Here is a 16,918-nt window from a genome sequence, read left to right as displayed (position 1 = left end):
CCGGAACTCCGACAAGGCGTTGGCAAGCTAATGCATTGGTCGTGGCTTCCACCGGATTTAACGAAAATTCCTCGACTGACCGCCTGGTATCACCCACGCGGCGGAAGCTGTGGCCGGAACAATCGCCAGGCCCGAACCTGCACCGCAGACTGTTCGGGCGCCGCCCGGATGTCCAGCCAGCCCACGTGCTGCAGCGCGTCACGCATCCGGCATCCTGTGGCCGCCAATCCTGGCGCACTATCGCTCGCGTGAAGCAGACAATCACGACAGGCATGCATTCGCCAACCCGCGAGAATTGGCTAATTCATTGATCTCCAAATGGCGCACATACGTACCAGAAAATCGACAAACAGCGGCCTCCTGTTGCGTCGGTGAAACACCCCCGATACGCCGCAAGGCCCGATGCGCCTGGAAACGGAACCCCATCACAAAATTGTGTTTCAGCAGCGATACAGATGATGGCTTACCCATGATTCAGGCCCCGCTGCAGGGCCCGCGACGGCATTCCCGCAGTCTGCGCTGTAACGCCCAGGCGACACTGCACGGCGACGGTTCCCCCGGCATTTTCGTAAATCGTTGATTTGCCTTGGCAAGCCGATTCCGGCACGGCAATTGCCCCAAGCTGGTACCGCTGGTTAGGGCTCAGCGCACCAAGAAGGAACCGCCATCATGTCGGGGAGCATCACAAGGAGAGTTGCATCCTGCTCGTTGCTGGCCGCAGGCTTCGTTGCTGCGGTCGCGATGCAGCCATTCGCCGCGGCGCAGGCCGACGACGGCGTCATCGTACTGCAACGCACGGTACAACCCCGGGTCGCCACGCGACCGACCATGACGCCTGATCCGAATCCGATCACCGTCAACACCAACATCTCACCCCAGGTCAACGCCACCATCGGCGGCACGCTCGGCTCGTCCGAAGTGGGCGACGCGGAATTCGCCTCGGTCACCAGCGGTTCAGGCATCAACGCGATGATCCTGCCGGGCGGCAACCTGCCGGCCATGACCACCACCCAGGCCAACATCAACAACACCGTCGGCAACGTCAACGCCGGCCATTCGCCGGGCGGCGGCGGTGCGGGTGCCGGGTTGTCCAACCAGATCAACGGCGCCATCGGGCGCGGCCTGGCTCCGCTGCAGATGCTCGGTGGAGGACGCTGACATGCGCACCACCATAGTCTTCTGCGCCGGCGTCCTGCTGCTACCGCTGCTGGCCCACGCCGCCAGCCAGACCGAGCAGGACAACGCCATGATCGACGGCACCGGTCGCGCCTACGTGGGCAACGTCTCGGTCAACCAGGCTGCGGGCAACCAGCAACAACAGAGCAACGCTCGCGCACTCGCCAACGGCACCAACTCTCACGCCTCCACCTATCAGAACCAGCAGCTGCGACTGATCAACCCCGATGCCTCGCTGGATGCCAGCACCAGCATCAAGGGCAATTCGTTCCAGGGCAGCGGCGTGGTCGGCGTCAACCAGGGCGCAGGCCTTGGCAACCAACAGATCAATGCCTTGCGGATCAGCGCGTCGAACAGCACGAGCCATCCAGAAAGCCTCGATGACAGCACCCTCGCCCAAAACGTAGCGGTGACCAGAAACTCAGGTTCCCCTGTAGCCATGCCCGGCCAGCGGATAGTCAACACCGACGATCAGGCCTTCGCCGGCAGCGTGGGTGTGGTGCAGGTGAACCAGAGCGCTGGGGTTGGCAACCAGTCGTACAACAACCTCAGCATCAGAGTCGCGGGAGGACTCTGAACAACCAACCTAGCCCAACACTAGATGCACAATAAGCAAGGAGTAAGGCCATGAAAGCGAAACTGCTACTCACTCCGTTAGCAATGGCAATGGCAGCAGTACTTTCCGTCGCGGCTTATGCCGATCAAGGCGGTGAAGGCAAAGGAAAGGATGATCACCACCATCAACACCACCAGCCCAGCATTCCTGATTGGGCCAAAGGTGGCGCCACCGCTACCGTGACCGATGCCCAGTACAACTACGGCAACCAGGTCACCAACAAAGGCACCCAGAACAATGCCAGCGCCAACGGTTCCATCGGCGGCGTATCCGGCAACGTGGGCGCCAACGTCGCAGCGGGCGACAATAACCAGCAGGCCAACGCCGTAGCACTGGCAACCGCCGACGAGAACTTCGTCTTCGGCTATGCCAACGCCTCGACGTCCGTAACTCAACAGGCCTATGCCAACAAGCTGGACAATTACTCGACCGCCAACAACGCGAGCCTCAACAACTCGCTGCAGGGCGTCTCGGGTAACTTCGGCGTCAACGTGACCGCGGGTAACTACAACCAACAGAAAAACGACATGGCGGCTGCCGTATCCAACGGCCAGTACACCAGTGCCAACGGCAGCGCAACGCAGCTGAGCACCGGCAACGTCACCAACAACAACTCCACCGTCAAGACCGAGTACGTACAGGTTGGCATGGGCTTCGTCGCAGGTGGCGGCTACAAGGGGATCTCCGACCAGCACGGCGATACCTACCTGGATACCTGGCAAGGCGAAACCCACCCGGGCGGCGCCAACACCGGCCACGTCGACGTGGACCGCTATGCTCAGGGAGCCCAGGACCGCATGCACAACGGCGGCGCCCTATCCTTCGACGAAGTGGGCACCATCGGCCTGGCTGGCTTCGCTACCGGCTATATTCCGGTGGTATCCGGCTTCAACAAGGCAGTCGTGAACAACGCCTCGTTGAACGGCTCGATCATTGGCGTCTCCGGCAACGTCGGCGTCAACGTGGCTGCCGGTGGCGGCAACCAGCAGACCAACTCGCTGTCCATCGGCGCCGGTTGCTCTGCTTGCGTCGGCAAGTCGACCTTCTGAGTGGCTGTATCGGGCCCTGGCCCAGGCCAGGGCCCCTTTCAATGACGGGACCTGCCGCCATGCGCTCTCTCTTTGCCCTGACATTGCTGTTGCTGACCGGAATCGCCGACGCGGCCTACCTGCCGTTCGCCGCGCTGCCCGGCGGCAACCTCGCGTACAAGGAAGTCCAGAGCATCCGTGAGCGCCGCTTCGCCGACCTGGTGGAACAGAAAACCGACTTCAGCTGCGGCGCCGCCGCCCTGGCAACCATCCTCGAGAAGGCCTACAACGCCCCGCTGGATGAGCAGACAGTGATCCAGGGCATGCTGACCTACGCCGACGCCGAACAGGTGCGCAAACAGGGCTTCTCGATGCTGGACATGAAGCGCTACGTCGAGAGCATGGGTATGCGCGCCCGCGGTTATCGCATCCAGGCCGAGCAGCTCGAGCAACTGAAGATTCCGGTGATCGTCCTGATGGAAATCCGTGGCTACAAGCACTTCGTGGTGCTGCAGCGCACGCAGGGCAACTGGGTCTACATCGGCGACCCCGCATTGGGCCACAAGCGGTACACCCGCGACGACTTCAACAAAGGCTGGAACGGCATCGTGTTCGCGGTCATCGGTCATGGCTATGACCGCAACAATCCGTTGCTGAGCCCGCCGGAACCCCTGACAGCTCGAGACCGGCTGGACCGTTTCCGCCCCGTCAGGGATGCCGATCTGATGGACTTTGGCTTCATTCACAGCGACTTCTTCTGAGAATGAGCGGAGCAGGAAGCTCTTGGAGAATGCCATGAAACGACAACTCCTGCTTGCCGCGAGCTGCCTCGCCGCAAGTTTCCAGGTACCCGCGGCCCCCCTGCTGCAGCCGACGGAACTGAGCGATCTCGAACTGTCCCAACTGCGCGGCCGTTTCGTCCTTCCCGACCGCATCATCAGCTTCGGGGTGACCATGTCCAGCATCTGGCAGAACGCCAACGGACAGACCCTCGGGGCACAGGTCAACATGCAGGTGCGGAACACGATGGACCTGCAGAAGAAAATGCCGGTGGCGACGCCGGTGTTCAACGTCACCATGCTCAACGGTCCGCAGAACAACCAGATACCGACGCCCAACGCCGGTACAGGGCAGGTCAACGGCGGCGCCGGCCTCGGCCAGGTCCAGGGCATTTCCCAGAGCGTGCGCACCGCCGGCGACTACAACCAGGCCGGCAACAACATGACCATCGACGTCAAGCAGGGCAACTCCGCGTCTCCCCTGCCCAGCGGCACCACCAACCTGAACCAGAGCCTCACCACCGACGCCGGTACCGTCGCGGTGGCCGCCGCCAACAACGGCCTGCAACTGTCGGTTCAGGCCAACGGCCAGGGCACCGCCCTGCAGACCATCGGTGCCAACGGCGTAGCCCAGGCGATCGCGTTGAGCGGCAATACCAACCTGGTGCAGAACCTGGCCAACCTGAACGTGGTGATGAGGAACAATCCCACCGCGATGAACAACATCAACTGTGCCCTCGACCAACTGCGCGCCATGCGCCCTACAGGTTATTGAAAGTTGAACTAGGCTGAGACCACACGCGTATTTCTCAACCAAGACCAACCACTAAATAGGGACACCGGAAATGCATAAGACCACCTGTTTGCAGGCAGTCGTGTGCGCAACATCCGTTGTGGCTTCGCTGAACGCCCATGCGGCCAGCGAAGCCGAGGTGGAGGCACTGAAGAAGGAGCTTCAGGAACTACGTCAACGCTATGTGGAGCAACAGAACGCGCTGTCGGTACTCGAACAGCGCGTGCGCCAGGTGGAGAGCCAGCCCGCCCAGGCGCAACAGGGGATCGTCAAACCCATCCAGGCGCCCTACCAGGCCAAGGCCGCTGCGCAGCAACAGCAGCAGATGGCCGCCGCCCAGGGCACTACGCGCAACAGTTCCGGCAGCACCTACGGCGAATCGCTGAAGGAGAACTCACAGCCGGCGCAGAGCGTGGAGAACATCTACCAGGACGCCAGCGGCTTCTTCGGCGCCGGCACCTTCAGCGTCGAAACCGGCCTCACCTACAGCCGCTACGACACCCGGCAACTGTTCCTCAATGGCTTCCTGGCGCTGGACTCGATCTTCCTCGGCAACATCGGCGTGGACGAGATCGAGGCGGATATCTGGACGCTGGACCTCACCGCCCGCTACAACTGGAGAAACCGCTGGCAGTTCGACGTCAACGTGCCGGTGCTCTATCGCGAATCCACCTACGAGTCGGCGGGGGCTGGCGGCAGCACCAACCAGATATCCTCGGAAACGGTCACGGGCGACCCGCGCATCGGCGACGTCAACGTCGGCATCTCCTACAAGTTCATGGATGAAAGCGACACCCGCCCGGACATGGTCGCCAGCCTGCGGGTCAAGGCGCCCACCGGCAAGGACCCGTACGGCATCAAGATCCACCAGGTGCCGGGCAACAACAACCTCAATGTCCCCGACGACCTGCCCACCGGCAACGGTGTCTGGTCGGTCACTCCGGGCATCTCCATCGTCAAGACGGTCGACCCCGCCGTACTGTTCGGCAGTCTGTCCTATACCTACAACTTCGAGGAGTCGTTCGACGACATCGACCCCTCCGAAGGCGTGAAGACCGGCGGCAAGGTGGACCTCGGCAACTGGTTCCAGATCGGCGCAGGCGTGGCCTTCGCGCTCAACGAGAAGATGAGTATGTCGTTCTCCTTCTCCGACCTGGTCAGCCAGAAGAGCAAGATCAAGCCCGACGGCGACAGTTGGCAGACCATCCAGGGCAGCGACGCCCACGCCGCCTACTTCAACTGGGGCCTGACCTACGCCGTGAGTCCGAAACTGACCATCGTGCCGAACCTCTCCATGGGCATCACCCCCGATGCTCCCGACTACACCTTCAGCGTGAAATTCCCCTACTACTTCTGATCTCGCCGGAAACGAAAAGGCCCCGCAAGAGGCCTTTTCGTTGTTCCTGGAGCAAGGCTCAACGCAACTGGTGCTTGTGCAGCAACCGGTAGAAGGTCGGCCGGGAAATCCCCAGCATCCGCGCCGCCACGCTGAGGTTGTCGCCATGCCGCGCCAGCGCATCGCACATGGCCTGGCGTTCGGCGCCGAGCTTGTACTCCTCCAGCGTCACCAACGGCTGGTACGTCGGCTTGCCCCTCTGTCGCTCCAGGCCCAGGTCGCGGGCCTCGATCTGCCGCCCCTCGGCCAGCACCAGGCCACGGCGCACCCGGTTGGCCAGCTCGCGCACGTTGCCCGGCCAGTTGTGTTCCGCCATCGCCGCCAGCGCATCGTCGGAAAAGCGCCGAGGACGGCGGCCGGTTTCGACGCTGTACAGGTGGGCGAAGTGGTTGGCCAGCAGTGCCAGGTCGCCGTTGCGCTCGCGCAGCGGCGAGGTCGAGACCTGCAGCACGTTGAGGCGGTAGTAGAGATCCTCGCGAAAGGTCCCCGCGCGGATCGCCGCTTCCAGGTCGATATGGGTCGCCGCCAGCACCCGCACATCGACATCGATCGGCTGGCTGCCGCCGACCCGCTCGAACTGTTTCTCCTGCAACACCCGCAGCAGGTTGGCCTGCAACTCCAGCGGCAGGTCGCCCACTTCATCGAGGAACAGGGTGCCGCCATTGGCTTGCTCGAAGCGGCCGGTCTTGCGCTGGTGCGCGCCGGTGAACGCGCCCTTCTCGTGGCCGAACAGCTCGGACTGGATCAGGTTCTCCGGGATCGAGCCGCAATTGATCGCCACGAACGGCCGCACCGCGCGCCGTGACAGACGGTGCAGGGTACACGCCACCAATTCCTTGCCGGTGCCGCTTTCGCCACGGATCAGCACCGGCGACTCGGTCGGCGCGAATTTCGCCAGCAGCTTGCGCAGCTCGCGCACCTCGCGGCTTTCGCCCAAAAGTTCATGCTGGCGCTCGTCGCTGTGCAGGCTGCCGCGCACGCGCAGGCGCGCCATGCCGAAAGCGCGACCCAGGGTGACCTGCACCCGCGCCACGTCGAACGGCAAGGTATGGAAATCGAAGAACCATTCGCTGACGAAGTCGCCGACCTCGTGGATCGGCAGGATGTCGGGGCTGAGCACCGCGATCCATTCGGTGCCGCTGCGACTGATGAGCTCCTTGACCGTTTCCGTACGAGCCAGGTGCTCGGGCTGCAGGCGCAGCAAGCCGACGTCGCAGCTGCGCTCGCCGGCCATATCCAGCTCGCAACTGTCCACGTCCCATCCTGCCGCCCGGAGCCCGGGCAATAGCCGCCGGCAGTCGTCGCAAGGATCGACCACCAGCAGGCGTCGAAGATTCGAGGCTGCCTCGAGCATGCTCCCTTCCTTGGCGCCATTTTTTTGAAAAACTTTTAAAAACAGTTGCTTGGCGCTCCAATTTGTAAAGCTAGCAATATCTTGACGCCAGCTATCGACCGTTTTCCTATAAGGTCAATGCCGAATCGTTCTCACCACCCACGCCCGCGCCTCTTGAGCTCCAGCCGCCGCACGAACTCCTCGAGCACTAGCTTGTAGAGGTCGTCGCCCAGGTACACGTCCTCCACGCCGCAGTCGATATTCGGGTTGTCGTTCACTTCGATCACCACCACGCGATCGCCGGACTGCTTGAGGTCCACCCCGTACAACCCGTCGCCGATCAGGTTGGCGGTCTTCACCGCCAGTTCCACCACCTTGCGCGGCGCCTCGTGGACCGCCATCGTGCGGAAATCGCCGCTCACTTCCTGGGCGTCCGGGCTGTGATCATAGATCTGCCAGTGGCCCTTGGACATGAAGTACTGGCAGGCGAAGATCGGTTTCTGGTTCAGTACACCGATGCGCCAGTCGTATTCGGTATAGAAGAACTCCTGGGCCAGCAGCAAAACCGAGCGCTCGAACAGTTCGGCGCTGGCCTTGAGCAGCTCCTGCTGGTCGCTCACTTTGATCACCCCACGGGAGAAGCTGCCATCGGGAATCTTCAGCACCAGCGGGAAGCCCAGGCGTAAACCGACTTTCTCCAGTTCCTGCGGGTTGTCCTTGTAGAGGATCTCGGTGGCCGGCATGCCCAGCTTGTGGCTGCGCAGCAGGTCGGCCAGGTAGACCTTGTTGGTGCAGCGCAGGATCGACACCGGGTCGTCCATCACCACCATGCCCTCGCTCTCGGCCTTCTTGGCGAAGCGGTAGGTGTGGTCGCTGACGCTGGTGGTTTCGCGGATCAGCAGCGCGTCGTACTCGGCCAGGCGCGCGTAGTCCTTCTTTTCCATGAGCTCGACGTCGATGCCGAGGCTGCGGCCGACGCGGATGAAGTTCTTCAGCGCCTTGCGGTCCGACGGCGGGAAGGCTTCTTCCGGGTCGTGGAGGATCGCCAGGTCGTAGCGGTACTGCCTGCGCGAGCGCGGTTTGCGCCAGATCTGCCGGCTGAAGCTGTCCAGCGCGTTGGCGAACAGATCTTCCTGATCCTCGCGCAGCTTGTGGATGTTGCCCGGCTTCACCCCTTCGATGTGCCAGCCGCGGGTCTTGCGGAACTCCACCAGCAGCAGCGGACAGGGCAAGGCCTCGAACAGTTGGCGCGCCAGGTCCTGCAGCGGCTCCAGGTCGGTACGGCCGAAGTACAGGGTCAGGGTGAAGCCATCGGTATTGCCGTAGGGGTGGTCGGCCAGTGCCTTGTCGAGGGTTTTCTCCAGGTCTTCCAGGGCCAGGCTGTAGAGGGATTTCTTCGCCAGTTCGCTGATGCTGCGCACCGACGGGATGACCTTGTGCCCGCGCGCCTCGGCCAGCAGCGAGCAGTAGTAGCCGTGGCCCAGGTACTTGTAGTTGCGGCACAGGTTGATCACCTGCACGCGCTTGCCATTGTCGTCATCGATGGGCATCTCCAGGTACTCCTGGGCGCTGACCACATCTTCACTGGGGTAGTAGGACGCCCAGTCTTCCTTGCGTTCGACGATGATGAACAGCTTGCTCACGACACCTCCAGGACGCTCGGGATAGCGCTTGCCGCGCTTCGAGCCAGGGACAATACTCCGCTGAATGCTGCTTCGACCGCGTGGCTGGATGCCCGTTCGCGCCCGTCACGCAACCAACGTGCCCCTTTCAGGTTAACGAATCCTTACCGGTATGAACCTGCACCTTCGCGCCGCCACCAGCGACGACCTGAACGCCCTGGTCGAGCTGGAGAACCGCTGCTTCGACTACGACCGGCTGTCGCGGCGCAACTTCCAGTGGATGATCACCCGCGCCCATGCCTCACTGATCGTCGCCGAGGCCGACCGCATCCTGCTGGGCTACGTCCTGGTGCTGTTCCACCAGGGCACCTCCCTGGCACGCCTGTACTCCATCGCCCTGGAAGAGCGCGCCCGTGGCATCGGCCTGGGACAGAAACTGCTGGACCGCGCCGAGGCGGAGGCGATCGACAACGACTGTGCCTACATGCGCCTGGAGGTTCGCCCGGACAATCGCGGCGCCATCATCCTCTACCAGCGCAACGGCTACCGTCCCTTCGCCACGCTGCGCGACTACTACGAAGACCATAGCGAAGCGCTGCGCTTCGAGAAGCGCATCCGCCAGATCGGCGACCGCGCGCCACGGCACGTCCCCTTCTACCGCCAGACCACCGAATTTACCTGCGGCCCGTCCTGCCTGCTGATGGCAATGGGGGCGCTGGAGCCCGAACGAGCCCTGGAGCGCCGTGAAGAGCTGCGCCTGTGGCGCGAAGCCACCACCATCTACATGACCGCCGGCCACGGCGGCTGCAGCCCGCAGGGGCTGGCCCTGGCCGGCTGGCGCCGGGGCTTTCGCGTACAGCTGCAACTGTCGGAGGACGGCCCGCTGTTCCTTGACGGCGTACGCAGCGAAGAAAAGCGCGAGGTGATGCGTCTGGTGCACGACGACTTCGCCCGCGAACTGGCGCATAGCGACGTGGAGCAGTTGCTGGTCAACCAACTGGACATCGACAGCGCACTGGAAGCCGGCGGGCAGCCCCTGGTGCTGATCAGCAGCTACCGCCTAACCCGCTCCAAGGCGCCGCACTGGGTGGTGGTCACCGACTGCGACGAAGACTTCGTCTACCTGCACGATCCCGACGTCGACCACAGCCAGCACCGCGAGCCGCTGGACTGCCAGCACATCCCGGTGAACCACGGGGAATTCGAGCAGATGAGCCGCTTTGGCCGCAGCAAGCTGCGGGCGGCGGTGGTGCTCTACAGGCGCTGAGACGCTCGCGCTCTGCGGGAGCGGACTCCGCCCGCGATCAGCCCCGCAGCAAGGTTCGTTCGCGAGCAAGCTCGCTCCTACGAAGAGCGCGCCGCAGTCTCCCTTGTAGGAGCGAGCTTGCTCGCGAACCGCACTGCACTGCACTGCACTGCACTGCACTGCACTGCACAGAGTTTGATCGCGGACAGAGCCCACTCCTACGACAGAAAAAAGGCGCCCGCAGGCGCCCTCTTCCATCAGCCCCGGCTCAGGGCACCAACGCCATCCCCACGCCAAAGCGGTTCCACGCATTGATGGTGGCAATCGCCAGGGTCAGACTGACGATCTCGACATCGCTGAAATGCTCGCGCAGAGCGTCGAACTGGTCCTGCGGGGCATGCTTCTCGGCCAGCAGGGTCAGGCTTTCCACCCAGGCCAGCGCGGCACGCTCGCGGTCGGTGAAGAAACGGGTTTCGCGCCAGGCGCCCAGGGTCTGCAGGCGGGCTTCGGTTTCGCCGGCCTTGCGCGCATCGTTGGCGTGCATGTTCATGCAATAGGCGCAGCCGTTGATCTGCGAAGCGCGCAGGCGTACCAGTTCCAGCAGCGAGTGTTCCAGGCCCGATTTCTCCAGCGCCTGCTCCAGGCCAAGCATGGCTTTGTAAGCGTCGGGGGACTGCTTGGCCCATTCGATACGTGCATTCATGGTCTTCTCCAGTGGGGCCGCGGGATTGCGGGAATGGCGATACGTTAGCGCCATCACCCGCAGGTTCGAATAGCCAATTTCCGGCAATAGCGGCAGACCAATGGAGCCAATCCTGCGAAATGCAGTCCTCAGCGATCGATCCGCGTCGACAGGATGATCGACGACATCGTCCGCTCCACCCCGTCCAGTGCGCCGATGCGGTCCAGCACCGCGTCCAGGTCGCGGATCGACAGCGCCTCAACGATCACGATCATGTCGAAGTTGCCGCTCACCGAATGCAGCGTCTTCACCTCGGCGATCTTCTCCAGCGCCTGCACCACCTGGTGCGACAGCTTGGGCAGCGCCGTCACCAGCACGTGGGCGCGCACCAGCGACTGCGCGTAGCTGTCCGACACCTTGATCGAGTAGCCGGTGATGACACCCTGCTGCTCCAGCCTTTCGATACGGCTCTGCACCGTGGAACGCGACACCCCGAGCTTGCGCGCCAGCTCGGAGATCGACTCGCGGGCATTGGCGCGCAGCAGGTTCAGCAAGGCCGCGTCGGCGTTTTTCGTCATATTGCTCATCGTATTGATCAATCTGCCTGAAAGCTCTCGCCAATCTTGCAGATTGTCAGGTTCATTTCAACGACGGCCTTTGCAATAGTGGACGCCACGGCGAGCCCTCAAAGCTCGCCATTTCTTTGCCCGCGCGCCATCCATCGACTGGCCCCTGCGGGCCGCGAAAAGCCTTGCCAAGCTGGTGCTGCACGCCGGCACGTCGAACAAGAAGGAAACCTCCAATGCTCAAGAACCGCCATCCCCATACCCCCGGCAAGAAACCGGTGACCATCTTCGGCCCGGACTTCCCCTTCGCCTTCGACGACTGGATCGAGCACCCCGCCGGCCTGGGCAGCATCCCCGCCGAGAAGCACGGCCAGGAAGTGGCCATCGTCGGCGCCGGCATCTCCGGCCTGGTGGCGGCCTACGAGCTGATGAAGATGGGCTTGAAGCCGGTGGTCTACGAGGCCTCGAAAATGGGCGGCCGGCTGCGCTCGGAGACCTTCGAAGGCGCCGACGGCATCATCGCCGAGCTGGGCGGCATGCGCTTCCCGGTCTCCAGCACCGCCTTCTACCACTACGTCGACAAGCTCGGCCTGGAAACCCGGCCCTTCCCCAACCCGCTGACCCCGGCCTCGGGCAGCACCGTGGTCGACCTGGAAGGCACCAGCCACTACGCCGAGAAGATGGCCGACCTGCCGGAAATCTTCCGCGAAGTCGCCCAGGCCTGGGCCGAAGCGCTGGAAGACGGCGCACGCTTCTCCGAGATCCAGGACGCCATCCGCGAGCGCGACACGGTCAAGCTCAAGGCCCTGTGGGACGAGCTGGTGCCCAAGTGGGACGACCGCACCTTCTATGACTTCGTCGCCACCTCCAAGGCCTTCTCCCGCCTGTCCTACCGCCACCGCGAAATCTTCGGCCAGGTTGGCTTCGGCACCGGCGGCTGGGACTCCGACTTCCCCAACTCCATGCTGGAAATCTTCCGCGTGGTGATGACCAACTGCGACGACCACCAGCACTTGGTCGTGGGCGGCGTCGAGCAGGTACCGCGCGGCATCTGGAGCCATGTGCCGGAGCAATGCGCGCACTGGCCGGCCGGCACATCCCTGGCCACCCTGCACAACGGCGCGCCGCGTCCGGGCGTGAAGAAGATCGCCCGCGCCGCCGACGGCACCTTCGCCGTCACCGACTACTGGGGTGACACCCGCCACTACGCGGCCGTCCTGGCGACCTGCCAGACCTGGCTGCTGACCACCCAGATCGAGTGCGAGGAAGCGCTGTTCTCGCAGAAGATGTGGATGGCCCTGGACCGCACCCGCTACATGCAGTCCTCGAAGACCTTCGTGATGGTCGACCGGCCGTTCTGGAAGGACAAGGACCCGCAGACCGGCCGCGATGTGATGAGCATGACCCTCACCGACCGCCTCACCCGCGGCACCTACCTGTTCGACAACGGCGACGACAAGCCGGGCGTGATCTGCCTGTCCTACTCCTGGATGAGCGACGCCATGAAGATGCTGCCGCACCCGGTGGAGAAGCGCGTGCAGCTGGCCCTGGACGCGCTGAAGAAGGTCTATCCGGAGGTCGATATCGCCGGCCACATCATCGGCAACCCGATCACCGTGTCCTGGGAGGCCGACCCGCACTTCCTCGGCGCCTTCAAGGGCGCGTTGCCGGGCCACTACCGCTATAACCAGCGCATGTACGCGCACTTCATGCAGGACGGCATGCCCGCCGAGCAGCGCGGCATCTTCATCGCCGGCGACGACGTGTCCTGGACCCCGGCCTGGGTGGAGGGCGCGGTGCAGACCTCGCTGAACGCCGTGTGGGGCATCATGAAGCACTTCGGCGGCGCCACCCATCCGGAGAACCCCGGCCCGGGCGACTGCTTCGCCGAACTGGGCCCGATGGTCCTGCCGGACTGATACGCTCCACTCGTTGAACAGCGGCTCGCGCGGGGCCGGGATCGGGTGCACACTGCCTGATCCCGGCCTTGCGCGTTTCGAAGGAGAACCCCATGTACCTCGCCCTCTACCAGTGCCCACCCGGCCCCGACGACGTCGCCGGCAACCTGCGTCGCCTGGAGCAGGCCGCGCAGCAGGCGGTGCAGAACGGTGCGGATCTGCTGGTGCTGCCGGAGATGTACCTGTCCGGCTACAACATCGGCGCGAAGCGTGTCGCGGAGCTTGCGGAAAGCTGCGACGGCCCCTCCGCCCAGTGCATCGCCGAGATCGCCCGCGAGCACAAGCTCGGCATCCTCTACGGCTATCCCGAACGTGACGGCGACGCCATCTTCAACAGCGTGCAGCTGATCGACCGGCAAGGCGAACGCCGCGCCAACTACCGCAAGACCCACCTCTACGGCGACCTCGACCGCAGCCAGTTCAGCGCCTCCGACACGCCGCCGGCGATATTCGAACTGGACGGCTGGAAGGTCGGCCTGCTGATCTGCTTCGACGTGGAATTCCCCGAGGCCGTGCGCACCCTGGCCCTGGCCGGCGCCGACCTGGTGCTGGTGCCCACCGCCAACATGCGTCCCTACGAGTTCGTCGCCCAGGTGCTGGTACCCACCCGCGCCTACGAGAACCAGGTATTCCTCGCCTACGCCAACTACGCAGGACACGAAGGCGAGCTGGAATACTGCGGCCTGAGCTGCATCGTCGCGCCGGACGGCCAGGTGATGGCCCAGGCCAGGCACGACGATGAACTGCTGGTGGCCGAACTGGACCCGCAACGCATCGCCCTGGCGCGCGAGGGGTACAGCTACGTGCACCTGCGGCGGCCGGTGCTGTATCGCAGTTGAAGAAAAGCCCGGCGCAATGCCGGGCTTTTTTGTGCGTAATCCGCGCGGACTATGCGTGCTCGCGTAGGAGAGACGGGGAATGCCGTGCCGTGCGGTTCGCGAGCAAGCTCGCTCCTACGAAGAGCCTATATCTACGGCTTTGGCTTTTGCTCTGAAGACTTCCAGAGAAATCTCCGCGCGCACCGGAGCGTCCCTTCAGGAGGCCGAGTGGAATCGGAGTTTCAGGGGTTGAGCGGCATGGATGCCGCGAGAGCGTCGTCGGGCCAGGGATGGCCCGTCGACGCGTGCCCCTGAAAGTCCGATGGAGCGAGGGAACCCCGGCGAAGCCGGGGCCGGATGATGGGGCAGAGACTTTTGCCTACTTTGCGTGGGGCGGCCATCCGTCGTTTGGCAAAGTAGGTCGCCCGAGGGGGCGAAACAAAATCTCTCAGCACACGCCGAAGCGGCGCAGAAACACCCAACCCAAAAGCCCAAAAGCCCAAAAGCCCAAAGCATCGCGGACAAAGTCCGCTCCTACGACAGCCGCCCCTACAATGATCAACGGCGCCCGCAGGCGCCGTTGTCAGTTCAGGGAAACATCACCCATTAGCCTTCTTGATGATCGCCTCGGCGATATTCGCCGGCGCCTCGGCATACTTGGTGAACTCCATCGAGTAACTCGCCCGCCCCTGGGACATGGAGCGCACGTCCGTGGCATAGCCGAACATCTCGCCCAGCGGCACCTCGGCCCGGATCACCTTGCCCGCCGGCGTGTCCTCCATGCCCTGGATCAGGCCACGCCGGCGGTTGAGGTCGCCCATCACGTCGCCCATGTAGTCCTCCGGCGTCACCACCTCGACCTTCATCACCGGCTCCAGCAGCACCGCGCCGCCCTTCTGCGAGAGCTGCTTGGTGGCCATCGACGCGGCGATCTTGAACGCCATCTCGCTGGAGTCGACGTCGTGGTAGGAGCCGTCGAACACCGAGGCTTTCAGGCCGATCAGCGGGTAGCCGGCAAGCACGCCGTTCTGCATCTGTTCCTCGATGCCCTTCTGGATCGCCGGGATGAACTCGCGCGGAATCACCCCGCCGACCACCTCGTTGACGAACTCCAGACCGTCCTTGCCTTCCTCGCCCGGCTCGAAGCGAATCCAGCAATGGCCGAACTGGCCGCGACCGCCGGACTGGCGGACGAACTTGCCCTCGATCTCGCACTTCTTGCGGATTGCCTCGCGGTAGGCCACCTGCGGCTTGCCGATGTTGGCCTCGACGTTGAACTCGCGGCGCATGCGGTCGACGATGATGTCCAGGTGCAGCTCGCCCATGCCGGAAATGATCGTCTGCCCGGTTTCCTCGTCGGTCTTGACGCGGAACGAGGGGTCCTCCTGGGCCAGCTTGGACAGGGCGATGCCCATTTTCTCCTGGTCGGCCTTGGTCTTGGGTTCCACGGCCACGGAGATCACCGGATCGGGGAAGTCCATGCGCTCGAGGATGATCGGCTTGTCGATGGCGCACAGGGTGTCGCCGGTGGTGACGTCCTTCATGCCGATCAGCGCGGCGATGTCGCCGGCGCGCACTTCCTTGATCTCCTCGCGCTGGTTGGCGTGCATCTGCACCATCCGCCCGACGCGTTCCTTCCTGGTCTTCACCGAGTTGAGCACGGCGTCGCCGCTGCTCAGTACGCCGGAATAGACGCGGGCGAAGGTCAGGGTGCCGACGAAGGGGTCGGTGGCGATCTTGAACGCCAGCGCGGAGAACGGCTCGCTGTCGTCGGCGTGGCGCTCCAGGTGCTTCTCCTCGTCGTCCGGGTCGGTGCCGTTGATCGCGGGAATTTCCGTGGGCGCCGGCAGGTAATCGATCACCGCGTCGAGCACCAGCGGCACGCCCTTGTTCTTGAACGAGGAACCCAGCACCGCCGGGACGATCTCGTTGGCCAGGGTGCGCTGGCGCAGGCCGGCCTTGATCTCCTCGATGGAGAGTTCCTCGCCTTCGAGGTATTTGTTCATCAGATCTTCATTGGCTTCGGCGGCGGCCTCGATCATGTGCGCGCGCCACTCGTCCGCCAGCGCCTGCAGCTCGGCGGGAATCGGCTCCTCGGTGTAGCTGGTGCCCTGGTCGGCGTCGTTCCAGACGATGGCCTTCATCTTCACCAGGTCGATCTGCCCGGCGAAGTTTTCCTCCGCGCCGATGGCCAGCTGGATCGGCACCGGATTGTGCCCCAGGCGCTGCTTGATCTGCTTGACCACGCGGAGGAAGTCGGCGCCCTGGCGGTCCATCTTGTTGACGTAGGCCAGGCGCGGCACGTGGTACTTGTTGGCCTGGCGCCAGACCGTCTCGGACTGCGGCTCGACGCCGTCGGCGCCGCTGAATACCACCACCGCGCCATCGAGCACGCGCAGCGAGCGCTCCACCTCGATGGTGAAGTCCACGTGGCCGGGGGTGTCGATGATGTTGAAGCGGTACTTGTGGTCGTACTGCTTGGTGGAGCCCTGCCAGAACGCCGTGGTGGCCGCCGAGGTGATGGTGATGCCGCGCTCCTGCTCCTGCACCATCCAGTCCATGGTCGCCGCGCCATCGTGTACCTCGCCCATCTTGTGGTTCACCCCGGTGTAGAAAAGGATGCGCTCGGTGGTGGTGGTCTTGCCGGCGTCGACGTGGGCAACGATGCCGATGTTGCGGTAAAGCTCGATGGGCGTGGTGCGAGCCATGACGTGCTCCGTATCTGCTGGTTGACTGCCGGGCCTGCTGCTGCGAGTCCGTGTGCCTGCGCGGGGACGGCGGGAAGCGCTGTGCCTCGAAAACGTTGCGCACAACAGGCTCAAGGTAGCGCGTCTTCGTGGCAATTCCAGTAGCGCGACGCTGCGCTCCTGACCGTCCGACAGGCTGCGTCGGCGCCACACTCTAC

Annotated in this window: 14 protein-coding genes; 9 read left to right on the top strand and 5 right to left on the bottom strand. The window is 63.9% G+C overall.

The genetic code is table 11. The annotated features are described in order from the left end of the window. Window positions 1-669 precede the first annotated feature (669 nt). From H681_RS11800 to H681_RS11775, 6 genes are all read left to right on the top strand, one after another. Window positions 670-1,158: a hypothetical protein gene (locus H681_RS11800; protein WP_041711940.1), complete on the top strand. Its 489-nt coding sequence runs from the start codon at window positions 670-672 to the stop codon at window positions 1,156-1,158. 1 nt (window position 1,159) lies between these two features. Further along, window positions 1,160-1,753, top strand: a complete 594-nt coding sequence (locus tag H681_RS11795; RefSeq protein ID WP_015477089.1) for a hypothetical protein — start codon at window positions 1,160-1,162, stop codon at window positions 1,751-1,753. Window positions 1,754-1,803: 50 nt separating this feature from the next. Next, complete coding sequence (locus H681_RS11790; RefSeq protein WP_041711939.1) at window positions 1,804-2,841, top strand: hypothetical protein; 1,038 nt, start codon at window positions 1,804-1,806, stop codon at window positions 2,839-2,841. Between the two features lie 59 nt (window positions 2,842-2,900). Further along, the gene (locus H681_RS11785) at window positions 2,901-3,581 is read left to right on the top strand and encodes a C39 family peptidase (RefSeq protein ID WP_015477087.1); all 681 of its coding nucleotides are present in this window, start codon (window positions 2,901-2,903) and stop codon (window positions 3,579-3,581) included. Between the two features lie 34 nt (window positions 3,582-3,615). Next, window positions 3,616-4,374, top strand: coding sequence for a hypothetical protein (locus tag H681_RS11780; protein ID WP_015477086.1), 759 nt, complete (start codon window positions 3,616-3,618; stop codon window positions 4,372-4,374). Between the two features lie 70 nt (window positions 4,375-4,444). Continuing rightward, window positions 4,445-5,749 (top strand): transporter, encoded by a 1,305-nt coding sequence (locus H681_RS11775; RefSeq protein WP_041711937.1) that lies wholly within the window; start codon window positions 4,445-4,447, stop codon window positions 5,747-5,749. A 58-nt stretch (window positions 5,750-5,807) separates the two neighbouring features. Here the strand turns inward: H681_RS11775 and H681_RS11770 are convergent, their stop codons facing one another. Both H681_RS11770 and H681_RS11765 read right to left on the bottom strand, forming a co-directional pair. Continuing rightward, window positions 5,808-7,142, bottom strand: a complete 1,335-nt coding sequence (locus H681_RS11770) for a sigma-54 dependent transcriptional regulator (RefSeq protein WP_041711935.1) — start codon at window positions 7,140-7,142, stop codon at window positions 5,808-5,810. A 131-nt stretch (window positions 7,143-7,273) separates the two neighbouring features. Continuing rightward, the gene (locus H681_RS11765) at window positions 7,274-8,764 is read right to left on the bottom strand and encodes a RimK family alpha-L-glutamate ligase (RefSeq protein ID WP_015477083.1); all 1,491 of its coding nucleotides are present in this window, start codon (window positions 8,762-8,764) and stop codon (window positions 7,274-7,276) included. A 151-nt stretch (window positions 8,765-8,915) separates the two neighbouring features. On the opposite strand from H681_RS11765, the gene H681_RS11760 reads away from it, so the two are divergent. After that, complete coding sequence (locus H681_RS11760; protein ID WP_015477082.1) at window positions 8,916-10,010, top strand: GNAT family N-acetyltransferase/peptidase C39 family protein; 1,095 nt, start codon at window positions 8,916-8,918, stop codon at window positions 10,008-10,010. 247 nt (window positions 10,011-10,257) lie between these two features. On the opposite strand, the gene H681_RS11755 is transcribed toward H681_RS11760, so the two are convergent. Both H681_RS11755 and H681_RS11750 read right to left on the bottom strand, forming a co-directional pair. Next, window positions 10,258-10,692: a carboxymuconolactone decarboxylase family protein gene (locus H681_RS11755; protein WP_015477081.1), complete on the bottom strand. Its 435-nt coding sequence runs from the start codon at window positions 10,690-10,692 to the stop codon at window positions 10,258-10,260. Between the two features lie 128 nt (window positions 10,693-10,820). After that, entirely contained in the window at window positions 10,821-11,249 is a 429-nt protein-coding gene (locus H681_RS11750) for an Lrp/AsnC family transcriptional regulator (RefSeq protein WP_041712568.1), read from the bottom strand. Window positions 11,250-11,473: 224 nt separating this feature from the next. On the opposite strand from H681_RS11750, the gene H681_RS11745 reads away from it, so the two are divergent. Both H681_RS11745 and H681_RS11740 read left to right on the top strand, forming a co-directional pair. Next, on the top strand, window positions 11,474-13,156 hold the full coding sequence (locus tag H681_RS11745; protein ID WP_015477079.1) for a flavin monoamine oxidase family protein: 1,683 nt from the start codon (window positions 11,474-11,476) through the stop codon (window positions 13,154-13,156). 92 nt (window positions 13,157-13,248) lie between these two features. After that, window positions 13,249-14,034, top strand: a complete 786-nt coding sequence (locus H681_RS11740; RefSeq protein ID WP_015477078.1) for a carbon-nitrogen hydrolase family protein — start codon at window positions 13,249-13,251, stop codon at window positions 14,032-14,034. Window positions 14,035-14,612: 578 nt separating this feature from the next. On the opposite strand, the gene fusA is transcribed toward H681_RS11740, so the two are convergent. Continuing rightward, complete coding sequence (gene fusA / locus H681_RS11735) at window positions 14,613-16,721, bottom strand: elongation factor G (RefSeq protein ID WP_015477077.1); 2,109 nt, start codon at window positions 16,719-16,721, stop codon at window positions 14,613-14,615. Between the last annotated feature and the right edge of the window lie 197 nt (window positions 16,722-16,918).

It is taken from the genome of Pseudomonas sp. ATCC 13867 (assembly GCF_000349845.1).
Classification (GTDB): Bacteria; Pseudomonadota; Gammaproteobacteria; order Pseudomonadales; family Pseudomonadaceae; genus Pseudomonas.
This window is presented reverse-complemented; position numbering and strand designations above follow the sequence as displayed.